This is a genomic window from Chromobacterium aquaticum, assembly GCF_021129195.1.
Classification (GTDB): Bacteria; Pseudomonadota; Gammaproteobacteria; order Burkholderiales; family Chromobacteriaceae; genus Chromobacterium; species Chromobacterium aquaticum.
In genome coordinates this window covers 1-22,595 of the sequence record NZ_JAJOHW010000070.1, presented here as the reverse complement: position 1 = coordinate 22,595, position 22,595 = coordinate 1, and the positions used below count along the sequence as shown (strand labels likewise).

Below are 22,595 nucleotides of genomic sequence, written 5' to 3'. Positions count from 1 at the left end.
GCCTGGCGCTGGCCACCTTGGCCGGGGTGTGGCTGACCGGCGCGCTGCTCGCCGCCCGGCTGGGCCAGCGCTTGCTGCCAAGGCAGGCGCGCCAGGGCGCGGCGGCCAGCCTGGTGCTGGCGGCTTGCGGTCTTTTGCTGTTTCCGCTGCGCGGCTTTGGCCCGTGGCCGCAACTGGCGCTGGCCGCCTTGGCCGGGGCCGTGCTGTTGTTGGGGCTGGGCTGGCGTTTTAGATCGGAGAGCACAGCTCCAGCAGCAAGCCATCCGGACAACGCAAATGGGATACCGTCTGACCCCAGGGTTTGAGCGAGGGCGCTTGCAGCTCAACGCCGCCGTGGCGCAAGGCCTGGGCGTGGGCGGCGGCCACGTCGTCGGTCGTCAGCGCGATCTCCATGCCCAGCGGCAGCGGCGAGGCATCCGCCGCCACATAGCCTTCCGGCAGATTCATCCGGCCCAGCGGGTGGGCTGCGAACGCCAGCGTGGTGGCGCCGGTGTCCAACTCGCCGTAATCGCCGGATTCGTGCAGGAAGCGGCGCTTCATGCCAAAGGCGTTTTCAAAGAAGGCCAGCGAGGCGGCGACGTCGGAGACGTAGAGAATGGTGTAGGCGAATTGCATGGTTGGGCTCCTGATCAGGGTTTATTGCAGCTGCCGCAGAATGTCGGCGCACAGCACGACGCGAGCGTACTCGCCGTCCAGATTGGCCAGCGCCATCGCGTGCACCTCGTCGGCGCTGCGCGGGGTGCCGGCGTAGTCCACCTTGGCGAAGGCGAAGCAGGCGTCGGCGGCCACCAGGGTATGGAAGCCGAGGTTGCCGGCGCTGCGGGCGGTGGCTTCCACCGAGTTATTGGTGCTGACGCCGACGATGAGCAGCTGTTCGATGCCGCGCACGCGCAGCCAGCGTTCCAGGCCACTGTGGGCGAAGGCGTCCGGCACGTTCTTTTCCATCACCTGTTCGCTGGCCAGCGGCGCCAGCGTTGGCTGGAATTCGACGCCGGGCTGGCCGGGCCAGAACGGCGATCCCGAGGTGCGCGAGATGTGGCGCACGTGGACCAGCGGCGCGCCGGCCTGGCGCCAGGCGTTCAGCAGTTGGGCGATATTGGCTTCGGCCTGGGGGTTGTTGCGCGGGCCGGCTTCGGGGCGGCTCATGCCTTGTTGCATGTCGATGATGATGAGGGCGGGGGCGGTGTGCATGGCGGTGATGCCGGGGTCATGGCGGGGGTTTAGTGTAGCAGGGGAGGCGGGGTGTGCCGATTGGTTGTGGCAAGCGATAAGGTGAGTGTGTAGGACGAAAGCCCTGGCTGGGCTTTCGCTAGTTTGAATCCGCTGCGCGGATGATGATTTGGGATTGGTTTTGTGGAGGGGTTTACTCCCCTTGGTAGTGTTTTATCTTTATGAATCCGCTACGCGGATGATGATTTAGGGCCGGTTCCGCCCGGCGAACGGGGAGGGGGCGGGCCGCCGCCCCCTTCCATCCCCCCTCGTCCCCCAGGACGCGAAACCCCGAAGAAAAAGGGGCCTGCAAGGCGCGGCTGAACTCGCGATTTGCTAACGTCAAATCGCTCAAACAAAGCAGCCGCTTAAAACCTTGCAGACCCCTTTTTCTCCGGCGCGCCCCGAGGGGACACCTGGACGCTACACAAGGTGGTCTGCTCTCTTAAAAAAGATCAATGACTTGGCTAAGTGGCTCCCTTTTGGGGATAACTATCCAATTCCACCCGATCTGTGGATATCTCCAAAGAACCAAGAAGAAACCACGTATTCGACGTGCCCCTGGTCCCTTCAAGCCTGCTGTCGGGTGGCAGGCCCGAGGTTTTAAGCGGCTGCTTGTTCGAGCAGCGCGACGTTAGCGCGCTGCGAGTTCAGCCGCGCCTCGGGCCTGACGGGCCCCGGCGGGAAGCCGCAGGCCAGGCTTGCAGGGCGGCCTTTGGGGGGAAGGGGAATTTGGCCGAGCAAATTCCCCTTCCTGCCTGCCGGGCAGCCCCGGCAATGAAAACCATCATCCGCGAAGCGGATTCAAAACCAGATCACAACCAGATCACTCAACAAGTAAGCCACGCTCAAGCAAAGCAACCACCCCACCTTGACCCCAAGCGTCCCCTCAGGAACAATCCCCACGTTGCCGCCAGAACAAGCGGCACACGGGATTGGCGTCCCGTAATCACTGTTAACTTGCTTGCGCAGATCTCTGCGCAAGCTGCTTTTCCATGGTCGTGCCATTCGGCAGGCGCATGGTGGGAGAGTGCTATGCACTCACCGGGTTAACAGTGTCCGGTACGCCAATCCTGCCACGCGCCTGCCTAATACCTCCGCTTCTCCCGGCAGGTGGTTTATCTTGTGTCACAGCAGGAGAAACACCATGCAACAAACTCACTCCTTCCCCCGCCGCCGCCGCTACAAACTGCCGGCCCACGAACAACAAGACACCCTGCTCCCCTTCGTTAGCTATCTGCCAGAACGCAGCTACCCGCATTACTGGCAAATGCCGGCTCCCAATGACGACTTCGCCGCCAATGTCGCCTATGGCCGCGAATGCGCCGGTCACCTGCTGCAATGGCTGAAGGACAACCAGCCCTATGCCGGAGGCGGGCTGCTTAGCCGCATCGCCCGAGATATCGACTTTGATGACATCGATGGCCGTGGCTACTGGATAGGCTTCTTCAATCTATTGGAACACGCGCTGTTGCTGAGCGCGCTGCACCTCAAGGTCTTCCCTTATGTGGACCATTACCACCGCACGCATGAGGGCAGGATCTGGCGCAGGCAATCGGAAGAACGCTTCGGTCGCAAGCACTAAGTCGTCATGGCGGGTAACGCCGCCCGCCTGTTTGCCAGGTGGGTGGCGTCGTCTGGCGGTGCCACCAAACCGCCTCACTCCCCTCGCAGCTGCTCGCTGCCCACTCCACACTCCTGCTCAGGGCGGCAGCGGCGGCCTATGCCGGAATGCGGCACAAAACGGTCTTTCTCCTCCTCCACGTTTCCGTTCGACATTTAAGAGTATTTTCCATATTTAAAAATCAAGCCGCATAAAGTCAAAATAAAATCTAAAGAAATAATGTAGCGCCAAACGCCATGGCACGGTTGGGCGCTGTACACGGGCATAGGCTGATAGATAAGAAAATCCAAAATCCAAAATTGGACTTTCGCTTGTCGGTTGAGGGGTAAGAATCAACAATTGACACCGCCAAGTTTGGTGCCCGGCAATGGTTTGCTAGCAAAAATATCGCCTGTCGTATTGAGATGATGATTTTGAAGCAATGGAATCAACGTTTGTGCGGAAAAGATATAGCTATCAATCGGTAGATGTGGGTAATCACATTGCAGAGGGTTCCGGCTTTGGCTGCGGTCAACAGCGTTATTTCACCCTCACATAGGAGTGCATTATGGGTGTTACTGTCATTCGAAACCTTTCCAGCGACAAAGCGCCAGCGGAAACGATTGAGCAATTATTAGAAGAAGGGAAGTATTACCGCCACCCCGATTCGGCGCAGATCTCCTATCCCTTGGTGGTGGCGGATCAAATCGGCACCCTGCCCACCGGTAAGGATCTCAACGTGGCCATTGTGGGCGCCGGCGCGGCAGGCCTTTGCGCCTTGACCGAGCTGGCCAAGATGAAGCCGGCAAATAACAAGCTGACGGTCACGATTTTCGAGGCGGATAAGGATAGCTTTATCCATGCCGCACAGCGCGGAATCAGCACCGCCGGTAAAAGAGCCGGCCGTGTTTTTTCAGCCCGGGCCAATGATGACACCGTTTATGAAATTGGCGCCATGCGCTTTCCGGAAATCGCCGGGCTCACTTGGCATTATGCCGCCCATGCTTTTGGTCCGGATGGCAAGGTAAAAGTCTTTCCCAATCCGGGCAAGGTTGCCACTGAATTCATTTTTGCCGATCAGGTGGACCGTTACGATAGCGATACTTGGCTAGATTCCAACTCTATCACGCGCAGAGTCAAAGACCGAGTTGCAACAGGACTCATGGGCGACGGCAGCCCGCGCTCCGCTTTTGCCTATATTGGCCAGCGCGAGCCGAGAGAGGTGGCTGAGCTACTCAGAGCTGAGGGTACTAGCCAGGAAATACTAAAGGAAGTCCAGAAGGACTGGCATCAGTTTGCCCATGACAATGACCAATATACCTTGGAAGCGGTGGTTCGGAGCATTATCCGTAGCGCGCTGCATGCCCCGTCTGAACCACTTCCTACAATGGAGGGATTCAGCATTGATGAGACTGAAAACTACTATGTAGAGTTATTTGGCCGTTTTGGCTTTGGCACCGGCGGCTTCAAATCGCTATACAGCATCTCCTTTGTCGAAATGATGCGCTTGCTGCTGTGGGACTATTCTAATGAATATACATTTCCAGTAGAGGAGAATGTTGAGTTTTTCAAAAATCTATTCAAGAAAGCCAAAGAGCTAGAAGAGTCAGGTAAATTCGAGATTAAAGTCGCCGCTGCCCGGGTTAGCGATGTCTTTCATCAAAAGAATGGTGATAATTATCAAGCCACAGTGGCCTATTATGATAATAAGGATGAGAAGACACTAGCGTCTCAGTCATTTGATTTTGTCATTCTGGCTATGCCGCAGGATCAATTGGTGGGCATGGTCGCCCGTGCCGGCTATGCACCCAAACCGCAAGACAAGGTCACCTTTGGCGATGGCCCACTTGAGCTGGACACCAAGGCGTTTGATAATGTCCTGCCCGCTTTATGGGTTAGCGATCAGTACGCCGCGGCGAATGGCCGCGCGGTCAGCGCGGTAAGCATGTTGCGCATGGTGCGTTCCTCCAAGGTATTTGCCACCATTCACGAAGATAAGCTGAAGGGGCTGCCGCAATTCAAGCAGAATCCCATTACCGCCATTGTCTCAGATTGCGGCCTGGCCACCAGCTATATTGTACCTAGTTCAATTCCAGAATCTAAATACCACACATTTCTGGCCAGCTATACCTGGGATGAGGATAGTACCCGCTTGCAACGGGATTTTGGCCAGTACCCGCTCAATCCCGGCACCGACGATCAGTCCATGTTCCTGACCATGATCAACCGGGCGGATCGGCAGGTGCTAGATCCGGTGGATCAACAGCAAAAACGTTGGTGGCTGGTATCCGTGTTGAAAGACGTCTTGTCGGAAAACCGCCTGGTATTTGATTGGACCACCAATGGCTCAGCGGGTGGATTCAAGTTGGACGCCTGTGGCGACCACTACCAAAGCAATTACTGCTTCCGCTTTCATAAGCACGCTGAGGGAAATAAAAACAATCGCGTCTTTATCGCCTCGGATAGCTTTAGTCATCTGGGTGGCTGGCTGGAAGGCGCTTTCATGAGCGCGGTGAACGCGGTAGCTGGCCTGGTGGTGGCGGCCAATGGGGGAAATACTGACTCCCTGAAGGGGGAGGCGGAAAAAATATTCACCGCGCTAAACGATCCAAACAACAATCCGACTCCCAACCCGTGCCCCCCTTGTCCTCCGCCCATGGTATCGCTTAATAGCGTATTTCAAGAAGGAAGCCCAATGCCGTCTCAGCTCTCTATTTCCATCGCCGCGGGCCTTGCTCAGAAGCAGCTCGATCGTAATGAACCACTCAACTATCCGGAAGCGGTGGCTGTGATCAGCAATTATATTCTGGAAGAGGCGCGTAAACCCGAGGCCACGGCCGCAAAAATCAAGCAAGGCGCTAAAGAGCTGTTGAGGTCGGACCAAGTGCTCGATGGAGTGGACTCTCTGATTAAAAACCTAGCGGTGGATGTGACCTTGCCCAGCGGCATGACCACCATCACCGTTTTCGATCCCATCCCCAAACTGAGTCAATAAGAGGCTAAGGTCATGATACCTGGTGAAATCTTGCTGTCCAAAGAAAATATTATTATTAACGAGGGAAAAGAAACAGTATCCCTTGTGGTGACGAATGATGGAGATCGATTGATTGGGGTTGGCTCTCATGAGCATTTTTTTGAGGTCAATAGTCATCTGCTGTTTGAGAGAAATCAAACATACGGGTATCGCTTGGATATTCTGGCTGGCGATGTCCTGTTCTTTGAACCTGAAGTCTCTATAGCGGTAGTGCTGGTGAAAATTGTTAGCTCAGACTCTGCGGCTTGAAACACCTAATCATTTCAATTAATGGATACACTTTAGCCTGGTAGTTGAAAAATTATGTCTACATTTGATAATAAGTCGGTTGTTTTGACACGCAAAGATTACGTCCAGCACTACGGCCCCAGTACCGGCGACCGCATCCGCCTGGCCGACTCCAATCTGCTGATTGAAGTGGAAAAGGACTATGCGGTTTACGGTGAAGAAGTCACTGTGGGCTATGCTGGCACGCCGTCGGACTCCAGTGAGAATAGCCCTGATCTGGTGCTGGCCAATGCGGTGATTCTTGATGCCGTCTCGGGCGTCGTCAAGGCGGACATTGGCATTAAAAATGGCTACATCATCGGCATTGGCAAGGCCGGCAATCCGCATTTTCAAAGTGGGGTGAATCCTCAATTGGTGATTGGGTCGGACACCCAGGTGATCCAGGCGGCCGGCATGATAGTCACCGCGGGCGCGGTGGATTGTTATGCGCCGTCCTTGAACCCGGACAGCGCTGCAGCCGCGCTGTGCTCCGGCGTCACCACCCTGGCCGGCAGCGGTTTGGGCACGGTGGCTGGCGGCATGGCCAGCACCAGCAATCTGGGGGCCGGGCAATTAGCGCATGGTCTGCGCTTATTGGATGGCCTGCCGCTTAACTTCATGTTGATCGGCAAGACGACGGAGGAGAAAGGCAACCGTAGCGAGACTTTGTTACAGGATGGCGCCGCCGGCTTGATGCTGCATGAGCAATGGAAAAGCACGCCTGCCAGTATTGATACTGCTCTGGAGGTGGCGGACAAGCACGACGTGCCTTGTTGGTTGCAGTCCGACTCTCTCAGCCGCTACGGCTATATCGATAAGACGCTGGCGGTCATCAAGAACAGAGCCACCTTGTTGGTACGCGGTTCCGGCCATGGCGGCGGACATGTGGACAATTTGCGAGCCGCCACGTTTGCCAAGATGTTCCCGGTTTCCATCGCCTCGAGCCTGGCCTATTCCACTGACTCGCTGGTCGAACAAGCCGATTCGGTGCGCTTGGCCAATGGCTTGCAGGGCGAGAAGTTTGATTCTCTGCTTGAGCAGTTGACCGCGAAAAATATCGTGGCCGCGGAGCAGTATATGCATGATATCGGCGCGCTACCCATCATCGCTTCCGGCAATGGCTCGCCGGGACGCATTGGCGAGTTGGCGCGCCGCAGTTGGCAGTTGGCGCATGTGATGAAGCAGCAGCGCGGTCCACTGCCAGAGGAGGTGGGCGAGAATGATAACGTTCGTGTCAAACGCTATCTGGCCAAATCCACCATCAACCCGGCGCGCGCGCTGGGCATCGCTGGCCAGGTCGGTAGTATCGAGGTGGGCAAGCGCGCCGATCTGGTGCTGTGGGACCCGGCGTTCTTTGGCGTGCGGCCGAGCACGGTGCTGGTGGGTGGCCACATTGCCGCCAGCCACCAGGGCGATGTCGCCGCCGCGGTGGCCAATGGCCAGCCCATGCTGTGTAGTCCCGCTGCGCGCGGCCGGGCGCTGACCTTTCTCTCCCAAGCCGCTGTCGAGGCAGGGTATGTAGCGAGATTAGGGCTGGTTAACCAGCTCGTCTCCGTCAGCGATACCCGGAAGATCACACGGAAGAATATGGTGCTCAATGTCGCGGTGCCCGAAAAAGTCGAGGTCGATCCAGGAACACTGGCGGTCACGGTGGATGGTGTGCTTGCGGATTCGAAACCGCAAACCGCGTTGCCGATGAGCCGGCTTTACAATCTGTTTTAAGCCCGGCTAAGCGGTGTGGAGGTTCAGACTGGCATGGCCGGCGGCCCGCGCCAGTCTGAATCCACACTGCAACACCCGTGCGCGCCAAACCGGCGGGCAACTCCCATCCTCATCCCCCAGCGGCTACACATCTCCTACTCCGGGTGGAAGCCACCACCCCAGCTTGACCCAAGACCCACCCTCGGCAACAATCCCCACGTTGCCGCCCACATGCGGCACACGGGATTGGCGTCCCGTCCGCTTAAACCAACTGGCCCTCGCTGGATACAGCGCGGGCTGCTTTACCATGGCCGCGCCATTTGGCGGGCGCATGGTGGGAGAGTGCCATGCACTCACCGGTTTGGTTTAAGCCCGGTACGCCAATCCTGCCACGCGCCTGCCTAATACCTCAGCCTCACCCGGCAGGTGGTTTATCTTGTGTCACAGCAGGAGAAACACCATGCAACAGCCTCAAGCCTTCCCCCGCCGCCGCCGCTACAAACTGCCGGCTCCCGAGCTACAAGACACCCTGCTTCCCTTCGTCAGCTATCTGCCAGAACGCAGCTACCCGCATTACTGGCAAATGCCGGCTCCCAATGACGACTTTGCCGCCAATGTCGCCTATGGCCGCGAATGCGCTGGCCATTTGTTGCAATGGCTGAAGGACAACCAGCCCTATGCCGGGGGCGGCTTGCTCAGCCGCATCGCCCGAGATATCGACTTTGACGACATTGACGGCCGCGGCTACTGGATAGGCTTCTTCAATCTATTGGAACACGCGCTGTTGCTGAGCGCGCTGCACCTCAAGGTCTTCCCTTATGTGGACCATTACCACCGCACGCATGAGGGCAGGATCTGGCGCAGGCAATTGGAAGAACGCTTCGGTCGCAAGCACTAAGTCGTCACGGCGGGTAACGCCGCCCGCCTGTTTGCCGGGTGGGTGGCGTCGTCTGGCGATGCCACCAAACCGCCTCATTCCCCTTGCAGCTGCTCGCTGCCCACTCCGCATTCCTGCTTCAAGAAGGCATAACCGGCCGGCGTGATCCGCAAGGCGCGGCTGTCGCTGCGGCGCTCGGTCAGGCCGCGTTGCAAGAAGGCTTGGCACAAGGCCGCGCCCAGGCTGCCGGCGATGTGGTCGCGGCGTTCGCTCCAGTCCAGGCAGGCGCGCGCCAAGGGCCGGCGCGGGCGGGCGATGCCGGCCAGTTGAATGTCCAGCCGCGCCGCCAGCCAGTCCGCGCCGGCCGGCGTCACCTCGAATTCGCGCTCCTCGCGCCGTTGCAGCAGTTGCTGCTGTTGCAGGAAGTCGGCGACGGCGATGCCCAGCCGGCCGGCGAGGTGGTCGTAGCAGCTGCGCGCCAGGCGGATGTCTGCATTGCCCTTGGGGCGCACCGCGCTCCGGTTTTCGCCGGCGGCGGCGGACAGCGCTTCCAGCGCGTGGGCGATGGCCGGGCTGGCCAGGCCGTAATAGCGGTGGCGGCCGCGCTGTTCCACTCGCACCGCCTGGCCATGCAGCAGCTTGGCCAGATGGTTGCTGGCCGCTTGCGGCGACAGGCCGGCGGCCTGGGCCAGATCGCTGGCCGGGTAGAGGCGGCCGTCTTGCAATAGCAGCAGCATCAGCGCGCGGCCGGGGTCGGCCAGCAGGCTGGCCAGGCGGCTGATGTCGGGTATGCGGTCGTGCGGGGCTGCAAGCATGGTTCATCCTCGGCTGAAACTTTGGCGGATGCCGCCGGCTACGATAAACCCATCGTCAAGCTTGAACAAGGAGAGCGGGAGTGGAGGATTTGCTGGACTATTTGCGCCGTCATTTTCTGGCGGAACCGGAGCTGTTGGCGCGCAGCGGCGTGAGCCTGGACACCTTGCGTGGCTGGCAGCGGGCCGGCGCGGCGCCATGGCCCTCCTACCGGCTGACGCTGAGCGGGGAGGCCGCTTCCTGCATGGGCGCGGCGGCGCTGAGCGCGGAGTCGGCCTGGTATCCGCAGGGCATGTTGTGCTGGCTGGGCCAGGCGCTGGCCTTGGACGGCGAGCCGGAGCGCTTGCGCGCCTGTTTCGGCCGGCAGTGGCGCGCCGGGCTGGCGGCGCTGGAATTGCCGCCAGCCGAGGCGGAGCCGGATTGGGAGGCGGCGTGGCGGGATTTCCTGGCCGGCGGCTACGGGGTGTGCACCCGCGCCGGCTTGCCGGGGGAGATTGCGCAGAAGGAGGCGCTGGTGTCCTTGATCGACGCGCTGACCGAGCGGCAAAGCCGGCCCGCTCTGGACCCGGCCCGGCGCGAGCGCCTGGCCTGGGCGGTGACGGTGCTGGATGGGGTGGCGGCGCCGTTTGCGCCGCATGAGCGGGCGGCCAGTTCGCGTGCCCGCTGCGTGGATCTGACGCGGCGGCTTTATCTGACGGAGGCGGCATGAGCGCCTGGCCTTTGGACCCGCTGGCGGCGGTGACTCATGCCCATCCCTATCCCTATTACCAGGATCTGGCGCAGCGGCAGCCGCTGTATTTTGACGCCGGCCTGGGCTTGTGGGTGGCGGCCGGCCACGCAGCGGCGCAGGCGGTGTTGGCCGCGCCGGAGTGTCGGGTGCGGCCGCTGGATCAGGCGGCGCCGCCGCAGTTGGGCGATGGCGGCTTGGCGCGCACGTTCTGTCTGTGGGCGCGGATGAGCGAGGCGCCGCGCCATCCGGCGCTGAAGGCGGCCTTGAGCCGGGCCTTGGCGACGGCGGCGGGCGCGGAAGCAGGGCGCTTGTCGGAAAGCCTGGCGCGGGACTGGCTGATGCGCGAGCCGTTGAACGGCGAGGTGCTGGATCGGATGGCGCAGGGCCTGCCGGTGCTGACGCTGGCCGGCTTGCTGGGTCTGCCGGCGGCGGACGCGCCGGCCTTGGTCACAGCGGTGGCTGCGGTGGCGCAAGCGCTGGCCGCGGATGCCGACGCTGAAGCGCTGGCGCGCGGAGAACAGGCGTTGACGGCTTTGCAGGCGCGGGTGGCGGAGGCCTTGCCACGAGCCGGCGGCATGCTGGCTGAGCTGAGGAATGAATTGGCGCCGGATGAGGCGACGCTGACGGCGAATGTGATCGGCCTATTGTTCCAGAGCCTGGACGCCGGCGCCGGCCTGTTCGCCGCCGCGGTGTGGCATCAGGCCCAGGGCCGGCCGCTGGCGGCGGGCGCGGCGGCGGAGTGGGATGGGCTGGCCTTGCAGGATCCGGTCTTGCACAACACCCGGCGTTTCGTTGCGCGGGATTGGTCCTATGGCGGCCAGACGGTGCCGGCCGGCGCTTCGGTACTGGTGGTGTTGGCGGCGGCGGCTTTGGACCCGGCCGGGCCGGGCGAGGCCTTGATGTTCGGCGCCGGGCGGCATGCCTGCCCGGGCCAGGCGCTGGCGCTGGAGATCGCGCGCGGCGGCCTGGCGGCATTGGCGGCGGCGCGGCCGGATTGGCAAGACTTGACGGCGGCGGCGCGTTTTCGCCGGCTGCCCAACGCGCGGGTGCGCCTTTATGGCGAGAAAGGGAGAACGGAATGATTGCGGTGATTTTCGAGGTGGAGCTGGCCGAAGGCGGCCGGGACGGTTATCTGGGCTGGGCGGAGCGCCTGGGGCGGGAGCTGGCGGAGGCGGACGGTTTCCTGTCGATCGAGCGCTTCGCCAGCCTGAACCGGCCGGAGAAGATGTTGTCGCTGTCGTTCTGGCGCGACGAGGCATCGGTGGCGGCCTGGCGGCGGCTGGAGCCGCACCGCGCGGCGCAGCGGCAGGGGCGGGAGGCCTTGTTCGCCGATTACCGGCTGCGGGTGGCGGCGGTGTTGCGGGATTATGGGATGAACGAGCGGGCGCAAGCGCCCGATGGCGTCAGCCCTGAATTGGATGCAAGGCCTTGATCACGTAAAGATCAAAACGGGTGGACTTGCCGTCCAGCACCGCGGACGGCTTCACGCCTTCGATGGCCGCGCCCAGCCGCGGCCGCTTTACCACCACGCGGTTCTTGGCCGCGGCGATGGCGGCTTGCAGCAGCGCGGCGCTGTCCTGATCGTCGCCTATTACCTGCTGGAAGGCCTGCATGTCCTTTTTGGCGGCGGCGCTTTTCTTGTCGGTGTCCGGGAACATCGGATCGACGAACACCACGTCCGGGCGCTCGGCCTCGTTCAGGGAGGCTAGCCAGGCGATGGAGCTGGCGTGCACCAGATGCATGCGCGCGGCGATGTCGGCGGTGTCCGGGTGGCCGGCGGCGCGCTGCAGCGCGTCGGCCAGCAGCGCGGCGGCCACCGGCGAGCGTTCCACCAGGGTGACGCGGCAGCCCAGCCCGGCCAGCACGAAGCTGTCGCGGCCCAGGCCAGCGGTGGCGTCCACCACATAGGGCAGTTCCTTCGCGCCTTTCAGGCCTATGGCCTTGGCCACCGGTTGGCCGCGGCCGCCGCCTTGTTCGCGGCGGTGCTTGGCCGCGCCCTCGACGAATTCCGCATATACCGCGCCGTGCTTGCCGGTGGTCAGCAGTTCCAGCCGCTCCTCGCCCAATTCCAGCCAATAGCCTTGCTCGGGCCTCTGCGTCAGCAGCGGCAGGGCAAAGCGCTCGGCCAGCGCGCGGGCGGCATCCTGGCGCGCGGCGGCGGCGCAATACAGCGGGGTGGCGGGCATGTCGGCAAATCCTTGGTGAAAACGGCGCTGGAACGATACGGGATGGCGCGGTCCAGGGCAAGCCGGCGGCGGATTTACTACCGATATGCATGAAATATTCGCTGAACTACGTATTTGCACTTAGCTTGCTTCGCATGAGGAACAACTATTTTTAATGAGGGAAGCATCGTTTTGGCGTTTGACAGCTTTTGTCAGCTTGCATGCTGTGCTGTTTGCTAATTTATTGTACTGATTTTGATTTATTTAATTGTCATTTATTTTTGCTTTGATTCTAGGTTTTAATCCGCTAAGCAGCTTTTTGGAAGTAGGGCGCGAGCGTGGTGCGATCTGGGCGCTGAGTTGAAATAATCCGGGAGAGCGAGATGGGATGGTGGAAATCAGCGGGGCAATCGCAAGGTAGTGACAAGAAGACGCCGGCACCCAAGCGCTCGCGCCTGTTATTGCAGGCCCTGGAGCCCAGGTTGATGTTCGACGGCGCGGTGGCGGCCACGGCCGCCACCGCCGTCGCGCATGCGGATGTGCCGCATCCGGCCGAGCGCGCCCAGCCGGATGCGCCGGCCGCGCCGCGTGAAATGCCGGCCGAGCGTCTGGCCGATAAAATCGCCGCGATACTGGCGCCGGCGCAGCCTCCCAAGCAGGTGGTGTTCATCGAATCCAATGTGGTCAATTACCAGAGCCTGGTGGCGCAGGTACCGGCCGGCATGGAGGTAGTGGTGCTGGACGCCGGCAAGGATGGTCTGAGCCAGATCGCCGAGTGGGCCAAAACCCACCATGGCTACGCCGCCATCCACATCATCTCCCATGGTCAGAGCGCGGACCTGATGCTGGGCAGCAATGAGCTGACCACGACCAAGCTGGACAGCCGCCAGGCGGACCTGAAAACCATAGGCCAATCCTTGCGGCCGGACGGCGACATCCTGCTCTACGGCTGCGACATCGCCGCCGGCAGCAGCGGCGCGGCCTTTGTCAGCGCGCTGTCCCGCTATACCCATGCCGACGTGGCCGCGTCCACCGATGCCACCGGCGCGGCGAAGCTGGGCGGAGACTGGACGCTGGAACGCAGCAGCGGCCATATCGACGTGGATGCCTTGCATTTCAGCTACGACGCCCTGTTGGCGCGGCCGGTGACGGGCACCACCGATTTCAGCACCTCGGATGGCAACACCTATAACCCCTCCGGTAGTACGGTGAACGCCGGCAACCTGCAAGGCTGGGATTTTTCGCTGCAACTGGGCTCCACCAATAACGGCGGTCAGACCATCATTGTCGAAAAGGCCGGCGCGGTGACCACGGAAACGGTGGACGGCTATAGCGATGGCACCATTCCCATCTCTTATTTCAGCGTCAAGTCCAACGACAGCAGCCGCTTCACGCTGAACTCCATCGGCGTGGTGCTGAATGGCTACGATTCCGCTACCTCCGGCGGCAATCTGCAATTGGTCGGCTATATCAACGGCGTGGCGGTCAGCGGCGCGACGCTGACGCTGAACGTGGGCGATGTGCTGCAAGGCAGCGGCTCGTTGGTGACTTTCAATGTGTCCGGCAATAGCGCCTTCCAGGGCATCGATTCCTTCCGGGTGCTGGCCGCCAGCGGCCACAATGTGACCGGCATGATAGGCATAGGCGCCATCAACGCCATCAATTTCGGCTTCGCGCCGACGCTGACCGCCAGCGGCGGTTCCAGCGCCTATAGCAGCGGCACCGGTACCGCGGTGACGGTGGACGGCGGCATCACCCTGACCGACTCCGACAGCACGACCCAGGCCAGCGCCACGGTGTCCATCACCGGCAATTTCCGCAGCGGCGAGGACGTGCTGGCCTTCACCAACAACGGCAGCACCATGGGCAATATCGTCGCCAGCTACAACAGCGGCACCGGGGTGCTGACGCTGACCTCCAGCGGCGCCACGGCGACATTGGCGCAATGGCAGGCGGCGCTGCGCGCGGTTACCTATTCCGACAGCTCGCTGACGCCGAATACCGGCAACCGCACCATCAGCTTCGCCATCAACGACGGCGCGATCAACAGCAGCGCGGTGACCAAGACGGTGACGGTGGCGGCGGACGCCGCGCCGGTGATAGGCAACCTCAACGGCGACAGCTCCACCTTCACCGAGAAGGGCGGCGCGGTGAAGCTGGATACCGGTACCGCGGTGACGGTGACGGATAGCGACACCCCCAATTTCAACAGCGGCAATCTGACCGTGCATATCTCCGCCAACGGCCAGAGCGGCCAGGATGTGCTGGGCGTCGACACCAGCGGCTCGGTGACACTGTCCAGCGGCACCAGCGTGGGCAGCGTGGTGACGGTGGGCGGTGTGTCCATCGGTGTGATCGCCAGCAATGGCGACGGTGTCGGCGGCCATGATCTGATCGTCAGCTTCAACAGCAACGCCACTGCGGCCCGGGTGAGCACCCTGGTGGCGGCGCTGACCTATAGCAATAGCAGCAACGATCCGAATACTTCCACCCGCACCGTCAATGTCAGCGTCAACGATGGCCGCGGCGGTACCGGCAGCAGCAATGTGACGGTGGCGGTGGCGGCGGTGAACGACGCGCCCACCACCAGCGCCACCGCCAGCAACCCGACTTTCGCGATGGGCGGCTCCGCGGTGACGGTGTTCAGCGGCGCCAGCGTCAGCGCGATCGAATCCAGCCAGAGCATCATTCTGCTGACGCTGACGGTGTCCGGCCTGCATGACGGCAGCAGCGAAATCCTGTCCATAGACGGCAGCAATGTGGCGCTGAGCAACGGTAACTCGGTCACCACCAGCGGCAACGGCCTGAGCGTGACCGTATCGCTCAGCGGCGGCACCGCCACGGTCTCCATCAGCAGCAGCGGCATCTCCGGCAGCACCGCGGCCAGCGTGATCAACGGCATCAGCTACCGCGACAGCAATGGCAGCCCCACCGCCGGCAACCGCGTGGTGACGCTGACCAGCGTCAAGGACAACGGCGGCACCAGCAATGGCGGCGTCGACACCACCACGCTGGCCTTGGCTTCCACCGTCAATGTCGCCGTGGTGCCGGTGGTGACCCCCAGCGGTGGCAGCGCAGCCTTCACCTCCGGCGACAATACCGCCTCCACTCCTGTGGCGGTGGATGGCGGTCTCACCGTCACCGACAGCGCCAGCCCTACCCTGGTCAGCGCCACCGTGTCCATCACCGGCAACTTCCAGAGCGGCGAAGACGTGTTGGCCTTCACCAATAACGGCAGCACCATGGGCAATATCGTCGCCAGCTACAACGCCGGCACCGGGGTGCTGACGCTGACCTCCAGCGGCGGCAGCGCCACGCTGGCGCAATGGCAGGCGGCGCTGCGCGCGGTGACCTACACCGACAGCGCCATCACCCCCAATACCGCCACCCGCACCGTCAGCTTCCAGGTCAATGATGGCAGCGCCAGCAGCAGCGTCGTCACCCGCGCGGTGACGGTGACCGCCACCGACCAGACCCCGATCGCCAGTGCCAGCGGCGGCAGCGCGGCCTTCACCGCCGGCGACAACACCACGTCCACCCCGGTGGCGGTGGACCCCGGCCTCACCGTCAGCGATCTGGACAACACCACGTTGGCCAGCGCCCGGGTGTCTATCAGCGGTAACTTCCAGAGCGGCGAGGACGTGCTGGCCTTCAGCAATACCAATAGCAGTCTCTATGGCAACATCAGCGCCAGCTACAATAGCGGCACTGGGGTGTTGACGCTGACCTCCAGCGGCGCGACGGCGACGCTGGCGCAATGGCAGGCGGCCTTGCGCGCCATCACCTACACCGACAGCGCGGTCACGCCCAATAGCGCCACCCGCACCATCAGTTTCAGCGTCAACGACGGCAGCAAGGACAGCGCGGCGGTCACGCGCACGGTGACGGTGACGGCGACCGACCAAACGCCTATCGCCACCACCAGCGGCGGCAGCGCGGCCTTCACCGCCGGCGACAACACCACGTCCACCCCGGTGGCGGTGGACTCCGGCATCACGATCAGCGATCTGGACAACACCACGCTGGCCAGCGCCAGGGTGTCCATCAGCGGCAATTTCCAGAGCGGCCAGGATGTGCTGGCCTTTAGCAATACCAATAGCAGTACCTATGGCAACATCGTGGCCAGCTACAACAGCGGCACCGGGGTGCTGACGCTGACCTCCAGCGGCGGCACGGCGACGCTGGCGCAATGGCAGGCGGCGCTGCGCGCGGTGACCTACACCGACAGCGCGGTCACGCCCAATACCGCTACCCGCACCATCAGCTTCAGCGTCAACGACGGCAGCAAGGACAGCGCGACGGTAACGCGCACGGTGACGGTGACGGCCACGGATCAAACGCCTATCGCCACCACCACCGGCAGCGCCGGCGCCTATGTGGTGGGCGGCGCCGCCACGCCGGTGGACGGCGGCCTGACCGTGTCGGATCTGGACAACACCACCTTGGCCAGCGCCACGGTGTCCATCTCCGGCAACTTCCACAGCGGCGAGGACGTGCTGGCCTTCAGCAATACCAATAGCACCACCTTCGGCAACATCAGCGCCAGCTACAACAGCGGCACCGGGGTGCTGACGCTGACGTCCAGCGGCGCGACGGCGACGCTGGCGCAATGGCAGGCGGCGCTGCGCGCGGTCACTTACATCGATACCGCCGGCTCGCCCAACACCGCCACCCGCACCGTCAGCTTCACCGTCAACGACGGGACCAAGAACAGCGCCGCGGTCACCCGCAATATCGACATGCAGCTGATGCCGCCCAGCGTCTCCGGCCTGACCAGCGGCACCGACACCGGCAGCAGCCATAGCGACGGCGTCACCAGCAACGCCACGCCCACCGTCACCGGTACCGCGATCGCCAACAGCACGGTCCGGATCTACGTGGACGGCGTGCTGATCGACAGCGTGACCGCCGACGGCAGCGGAGCATGGAGTTATAGCTTTGTGTCCAGCCTGAGTTCCGGCGCGCACGCCATCACCGCCGTGGTCAGCAGCGGCGGCGTCAGTAGCGGCCAGTCCGGCGCTTTCAATGTGGTGATAGACAATAGCGCGCCCGCGGTGCCGTCTGGCGTGGCCTTGAGCACGGCGACGGATACCGGCAGCAACCACGGCGACGGCATTACCAGCAATAATCAGCCGACGGTTACCGGCACGGCGGAAGCCAATAGCACGGTAACGGTATACGTGGACGGCACGGCGGTGGGCACGGCGACTGCGGACGGCAGCGGCGCGTGGAGCTACAACATCATCACCCCCTTGAGCGACGGCAATCACAGTATCCGCACCACGGCGACCGACCTGGCCGGCAACGCCAGCGGCCAGTCCACGGCTTACAGCATCACCGTGGATACCAGTGCGCCCAGCGCACCCAGCGGCGTTGGCCTCAGCAGCGCCACCGATACCGGCTCCAGCCACAGTGACGGCGTCACCGGCAACAATCAGCCGACGATTACCGGCACGGCTGAAGCCAATAGCACGGTGACGGTGTATGTGGATGGTACGGCGGTGGGCACCACCACCGCGGATGGCAGTGGCGCCTGGAGCTACAACATCACCACGGCCCTGAGCGATGGCAACCACAGCCTGCGCGCGACGGCGACGGATGCTGCCGGCAACGCCAGCGGCCAGTCCACGGCTTACAGCATCACCGTGGATACCAGTGCGCCCAGCGCACCCAGCGGCGTCGGTCTGAACAGCGCCACCGATACCGGTTCCAGCCATAGCGATGGCATCACCGGTAACAATCAGCCGACGATTACCGGTACGGCTGAGGCCAATAGTACGGTGACGGTATACGTGGACGGCGTGGCGGTGGGCACCACCACCGCGGATGGCAGCGGGGCTTGGAGCTATAACCTGAGCAGCCCGTTGGCGGACGGCAACCACAGCCTGCGCGCGACGGCGACGGATGCGGCCGGCAATGTCAGCGGCCAATCCAGCTCGCGCAGCATCACCGTGGATACCAGCGCGCCTGCCGCGCCTGGCAGCGTCGGTCTCAGCAGCGCCACCGATACCGGCTCCAGCCATAGCGACGGCGTCACCGGCAACAATCAGCCGACGATTACCGGCACGGCTGAAGCCAATAGCACGGTGACGGTGTACGTGGATGGCGTGGCGGTGGGCACGGCGACGGCGGATGGCAGCGGAGTGTGGAGCTATAACCTGAGCAACCCGCTGGCGGACGGCAACCACAGTCTGCGCGCGACGACGACGGATGCGGCTGGCAATCTCAGCGCACAGTCCACGGCTGTCAACGTGACCGTGGATACCCAGCCGCCGACGGTGCAGTCTTTCACTCGTCTGGACCCGGCTAATACCTCGGCCAGCAGCGTGCGTTACGAGCTGGTGTTGGGCAAGCCGATCACCGGCTTGAGCGCCAGTGATCTGAGCCTGATTACCAGCGGCAGCGCGAAAGGCAGCATCGGCAGCATCGTGCGGATCAGCGACAGTCATTACGTTGTGCAGCTGCTTGGTCTTAGCGGCAGCGGCAGCGTGGCCTTGGCGTTGAAGGCCGGCGCCGCGGCGGATCTGGCCGGCAACGTGACCCAGCAGCAAACGGTGGCGCCAGCGTATCAGCTTAGCGCTCAAGTGGTGGTTGTGATGCCGCCAGTGGCGGATCCCGTGCCGGCGGCGCCATCCAGCGCATCGGTAATCAATGTCGGCCCCATCACGCCCAATATCGTGTTGGCGGCGGTGAGCAATATCGGCCGCTCCGGCGGCGTCGGCAGCCTGATGCCGGCGATGCTGAGCGGGCCGCAGACGGCGATTCCCCTCCAGATCCAGTTTGGCCAGGACCGCTTTACGTCGACACCGACCGAGGCGTTTGGCCGCGGCAATGCCGGCCTGCCCTTCGTGTCCAGCCTGAGCGGCAGCGCCGGCGCGGCGCTGCAAGTGATGCCGGATCTGGGCGTGCGGCCGTTGCAGGCCGGGCAAAGCTTCAATTTCAGCCTGCCTCCGGGCACGGTGATCACTCGCAACGCCGACGCGCAACTGAATATCCAGGTACGCCAGAGCAATGGCCAGCCTTTGCCGGCCTGGCTGAAGTTCGACCCGCAGACGGGCCGCTTCAGCGGCACGCCGCCGGCCGGCTGGAGCCAATCGCTGTCCTTGGAAGTGACGGTCAGCGACCAGAACGGCCATCGTGGCGTCACGCACATGCAGTTGAAATCCGGTGGCGGCCAGCAGGCTGCCGCCGCGGCGGAAGACAAAGTGGCGGCATCCGGCAAGCCGGCCTTGCATGAGCAGTTCCGCCAGCACGGCAAGCCGGCCTTCGACGAGCAAGTGGCTGAATGGCTGCAGCCGGCGGACGTGGCTTGAGGCACCGGCGGCGAGAGCGCGGACAGATCAACAACAAGTAATCCAAGTATCAGACTCAGGGGACACTATGACTCGACAATTCAAAGGGAGCGCATCCCGGGCTTATCCGGTGCTGGCGGCGCTGACCGCGCTGGCCTTGACCGGCTGCGCGGTGACGCCCACGCCGATGAGCCTGGGCGATCGCCAGGCGACGCTGGCGGCTGACCGCCAGGCCATGTTCGGTAGCCAGGAGCCGCTGGCTGGGCCGGTGACCTTGCAGGAGGCGATGGCGCGCGCGCTGAAGTACAACCTGGATTACCGGGTCAAATTGATGGAAGAGGCGATGGCGCAGCGCCAGCTGGACTTGTCCAGCCTGGACATGCTGCCCAAGCTGGCGCTGGCCGCCGGCTACACCGCGCGCAACAAGGACAACGCCTCCTCGTCGCAGAACGTCGCCACCGGCGAGCAATCGCTGGTGCCGTCCATCTCCTCGGAGAAGCGCAGCCGCACCGCCGACCTCAATCTGAGCTGGAACGTCTTGGATTTCGGCGTCAGCTATTACACCGCGCAACAGCAGTCCGACCGCATGCTGATTTTGCAGCAGCGCAAGCGCAAGGTGGCGCAGCAACTGATGCAGCAAGTGCGTGAAGCCTGGTGGCAGGCGGTGGGCGCGCAACAGCTGGAAAGCCGCATCGATGCGCTGCTGGCTGAAACCAACCGCGCATTGGAAGACGCGCGCCAGGTGGAAAAGCAGAAACTGCGCGCGCCGCTGGAAGCGCTGAACTACCGCCGCCAATTGCTGGACGTGATCCGTCAGATGGGCATGATCCGCAATGCGCTGGCCCAGGCCAAGCCCAAGCTGGCGGCCATCATGAATGTGCAGCCGGGCACCGATTTCAAGGTGGCGGTGCCGCAGGGCCTGCCTTCGCCGGCGCTGGGACTGAAGCTGGGCCAGATGGAGGAAATGGCCTTGCTGAATCGGCCGGAGCTGAACGAGGCGCGTTACAACGAACGCATCAGCGTCACCGAAACCCGCAAGGCCATCGCCAAGCTGCTGCCGGGCCTGGAGTTCAGCATTGGCCAGAACTACGACAGCAATAAATTCCTGGTCAACAACTCCTGGAGCGACGCCGGTCTGCGCGTCAGCTGGAACCTGCTCAATCTGTTCAGCGCCGGCCCCATCACCAAGGCCGCCGACGCTCAGCTGCAAGTGGCCAAGGCCCAGCGCATGGCCTTGAACATGGCGGTGCTGACCCAGGTACACGTGGCTTACCTGGACCTGCAGGGCCGCTCGCGCCAGTTCGCGCTGGAGCAGGAACTGAACGACGTGGAGCAGCGTATCTACGTGCAGAACCGCAACGCCACCGATAGCGGCGTGCAAGGCCGCCTGCCGGCTATCCTGGCCGACGCCAACGCGGTGTTCTCCACGCTGCGGCTGTATCAGAGCTATGGCGATCTGCAGAACGCCTATGGCCAGATGGGCTCCAGCCTGGGCCTGGATCCGCTGCCGGAAAGCACCGCCAGCTATGAACTGCCGGCCTTGGCCGCCGCCTTCAAGGGCGCGGAAACGCGTTGGCAGGGGCAGGTGGCGGGGAGCAAGCCATGAGGTTGACGGTACTTAGGGCCGCGGCCTGCCTGCTGGCGGCCAGTTGCGCCCAGGCGGCGACGCCGCCGGCCAAGCCCAAGCCGCTGGCCGTGCCGGTGACCAATGCCAGCGACGGCCGCATCCGCGTGCAATTGATGGCGCGCAACGCCGTCACGCTGTCCGGCGAAGTGGCCGCCAAGATCGCGGCGCTGCCGGTGCCGGAGGGAGGCAGCTTCAGCAAGGGCCAGCCGCTGGTGCAGTTCGATTGCGGCAGCTACCGCGCCCAGCTGCGCAAATCCCAGGCTTCGCTGGAGGCCGCCAGCCAGTTGCTCAAGGTGAACAATCAATTGGCCAAGCTCAATTCCGCCGGCGCGCTGGATGTGGCCCAGGCCCAGGGCAAGGCCAAGGAAGCCGCCGCCGATGCCAGCTATATGCAGACCATAGTGGGCAAATGCGTGATCAGCGCGCCGTTCAACGGCCGCGTGGCGCGCCGCGTCGCCGCCGTGCATCAATACGTCAGCCCGGGCAACCCGGTGTTGGACATCGTCGATTCCGGCGCGCTGGAACTGCGCATGCTGGTGCCGTCCAAATGGTTGGCCACGCTCAAGCCCGGCAGCAAGTTCACCGTGGCGGTGGATGAGCTGGGCGCCAGCTTTCCGGCCAAGATCGAGCGCCTGGGCGCGCAAATCGACCCGGTCAGCCAGTCCATCCTCGCGGTGGGCGTCATCGAAGGCAAGGGCGCCAGCCTGCTGCCGGGGATGAGCGGCTGGGCCAGCTTCAAGTAGGCGGTGCATGGGGCACGCCGATAGAAGCCGGGAACTGGCCGGCCTGCTGCAGTTGCTGCACCGCGCGCGCGACGCCGTCAGCGCGGAGCAGCTAGGTTTCATCATCGTCAACGAGAGCCAGCAATTGCTGCCCTACCGCCAGGCGGCGGTATGGCGCGAAGGCCTGCACCGCCACGTGGCGGCGCTGTCCGGCCTGGCCGAACTCGATCCCACCGCGCCGTACATGCAATGGCTGTCCCGCGTGTTCCGTCATCTGGCGGAGCCGGGCGCGCCGGACGCGGAGCAGACCAGCCGGCTGATCGTCGCCGATGATCTGCCGGCGGCGCTGGCCGAGGAGTGGGCGTCCTGGCTGCCGGCCCATGCGCTGTGGCTGCGCCTGGGCGAGCAGGGCGCCTGCCTGCTGGCGCGCGAACTGCCGTGGAGCGATTACGAACGCAAGCTGGCGGAAGAACTGGCGCACGGCTACGGCCATGCGCTGCTGCGCTTCGCGCCGCGCCGCGACTGGCGCGAGCTGGCGCGGCAATGGCTGCGGCC

At 63.3% G+C, this 22,595-nt stretch carries 16 protein-coding genes and 1 pseudogene; 12 read left to right on the top strand and 5 right to left on the bottom strand.

Annotated elements, in window-relative coordinates; translation table 11 throughout:
- From LQT98_RS11245 to LQT98_RS11235, 3 genes are all read right to left on the bottom strand, one after another.
- Window positions 1–244, bottom strand: a 244-nt coding sequence (locus tag LQT98_RS11245; RefSeq protein ID WP_231462401.1) for a hypothetical protein, incomplete at its 3' end; no start/stop codon positions are given.
- Entirely contained in the window at window positions 229–615 is a 387-nt protein-coding gene (locus LQT98_RS11240) for a VOC family protein (RefSeq protein ID WP_231462400.1), read from the bottom strand. The genes LQT98_RS11240 and LQT98_RS11245, both read right to left, overlap by 16 nt.
- A 21-nt stretch (window positions 616–636) precedes the next feature.
- Entirely contained in the window at window positions 637–1,191 is a 555-nt protein-coding gene (locus tag LQT98_RS11235; protein ID WP_231462399.1) for a cysteine hydrolase family protein, read from the bottom strand.
- 1,165 nt (window positions 1,192–2,356) lie between these two features.
- Between LQT98_RS11235 and LQT98_RS11230 the strand changes: the two genes are divergently transcribed.
- From LQT98_RS11230 to LQT98_RS11210, 5 genes are all read left to right on the top strand, one after another.
- Window positions 2,357–2,794 carry a hypothetical protein gene (locus LQT98_RS11230; RefSeq protein WP_231462398.1) on the top strand — a complete coding sequence of 146 codons (438 nt, stop codon included), beginning with the start codon at window positions 2,357–2,359 and terminating at the stop codon, window positions 2,792–2,794.
- Window positions 2,795–3,380: 586 nt separating this feature from the next.
- Complete coding sequence (locus LQT98_RS11225; RefSeq protein WP_231462396.1) at window positions 3,381–5,807, top strand: urease subunit gamma; 2,427 nt, start codon at window positions 3,381–3,383, stop codon at window positions 5,805–5,807.
- Between the two features lie 12 nt (window positions 5,808–5,819).
- Window positions 5,820–6,095 (top strand): urease subunit beta, encoded by a 276-nt coding sequence (ureB, locus tag LQT98_RS11220; RefSeq protein WP_231462395.1) that lies wholly within the window; start codon window positions 5,820–5,822, stop codon window positions 6,093–6,095.
- 54 nt (window positions 6,096–6,149) lie between these two features.
- Window positions 6,150–7,835 carry an urease subunit alpha gene (locus LQT98_RS11215; protein ID WP_231462394.1) on the top strand — a complete coding sequence of 562 codons (1,686 nt, stop codon included), beginning with the start codon at window positions 6,150–6,152 and terminating at the stop codon, window positions 7,833–7,835.
- A 439-nt stretch (window positions 7,836–8,274) separates the two neighbouring features.
- Window positions 8,275–8,712, top strand: a complete 438-nt coding sequence (locus LQT98_RS11210; RefSeq protein WP_231462393.1) for a hypothetical protein — start codon at window positions 8,275–8,277, stop codon at window positions 8,710–8,712.
- Between the two features lie 74 nt (window positions 8,713–8,786).
- On the opposite strand, the gene LQT98_RS11205 is transcribed toward LQT98_RS11210, so the two are convergent.
- On the bottom strand, window positions 8,787–9,506 hold the full coding sequence (locus tag LQT98_RS11205) for an ArsR/SmtB family transcription factor (protein WP_231462392.1): 720 nt from the start codon (window positions 9,504–9,506) through the stop codon (window positions 8,787–8,789).
- An 80-nt stretch (window positions 9,507–9,586) separates the two neighbouring features.
- On the opposite strand from LQT98_RS11205, the gene LQT98_RS11200 reads away from it, so the two are divergent.
- The 3 genes from LQT98_RS11200 to LQT98_RS11190 are packed head-to-tail and all read left to right on the top strand — an operon-like array spanning window position 9,587 to window position 11,666.
- Window positions 9,587–10,213, top strand: a complete 627-nt coding sequence (locus tag LQT98_RS11200) for a DUF6058 family natural product biosynthesis protein (protein ID WP_231462391.1) — start codon at window positions 9,587–9,589, stop codon at window positions 10,211–10,213.
- Window positions 10,210–11,316: a cytochrome P450 family protein gene (locus tag LQT98_RS11195; protein WP_231462390.1), complete on the top strand. Its 1,107-nt coding sequence runs from the start codon at window positions 10,210–10,212 to the stop codon at window positions 11,314–11,316. Before LQT98_RS11200 ends, LQT98_RS11195 begins: the two co-directional genes overlap by 4 nt.
- Entirely contained in the window at window positions 11,313–11,666 is a 354-nt protein-coding gene (locus LQT98_RS11190) for an antibiotic biosynthesis monooxygenase family protein (RefSeq protein ID WP_227106323.1), read from the top strand. Before LQT98_RS11195 ends, LQT98_RS11190 begins: the two co-directional genes overlap by 4 nt.
- On the opposite strand, the gene LQT98_RS11185 is transcribed toward LQT98_RS11190, so the two are convergent.
- Complete coding sequence (locus LQT98_RS11185) at window positions 11,638–12,420, bottom strand: class I SAM-dependent methyltransferase (protein WP_231462388.1); 783 nt, start codon at window positions 12,418–12,420, stop codon at window positions 11,638–11,640. The two genes, LQT98_RS11190 and LQT98_RS11185, sit on opposite strands and share 29 nt — an antisense overlap.
- A gap of 362 nt (window positions 12,421–12,782) precedes the next feature.
- Here LQT98_RS11185 and LQT98_RS11180 point away from each other — a divergent pair, with 362 nt between their 5' ends.
- The 4 genes and pseudogenes from LQT98_RS11180 to LQT98_RS11165 form a co-directional block, all read left to right on the top strand.
- Window positions 12,783–19,712 carry an Ig-like domain-containing protein gene (locus LQT98_RS11180; RefSeq protein ID WP_231462386.1) on the top strand — a complete coding sequence of 2,310 codons (6,930 nt, stop codon included), beginning with the start codon at window positions 12,783–12,785 and terminating at the stop codon, window positions 19,710–19,712.
- 67 nt (window positions 19,713–19,779) lie between these two features.
- Window positions 19,780–21,297, top strand: coding sequence for a TolC family protein (locus tag LQT98_RS11175; protein WP_231462384.1), 1,518 nt, complete (start codon window positions 19,780–19,782; stop codon window positions 21,295–21,297).
- Window positions 21,294–22,061 (top strand): efflux RND transporter periplasmic adaptor subunit, encoded by a 768-nt coding sequence (locus tag LQT98_RS11170; protein ID WP_231462383.1) that lies wholly within the window; start codon window positions 21,294–21,296, stop codon window positions 22,059–22,061. The genes LQT98_RS11175 and LQT98_RS11170 overlap by 4 nt, the downstream gene beginning before the upstream one ends.
- A 7-nt stretch (window positions 22,062–22,068) precedes the next feature.
- Window positions 22,069–22,595 (top strand): annotated as a pseudogene (locus tag LQT98_RS11165) (secretion protein HylD); the annotation flags it as partial.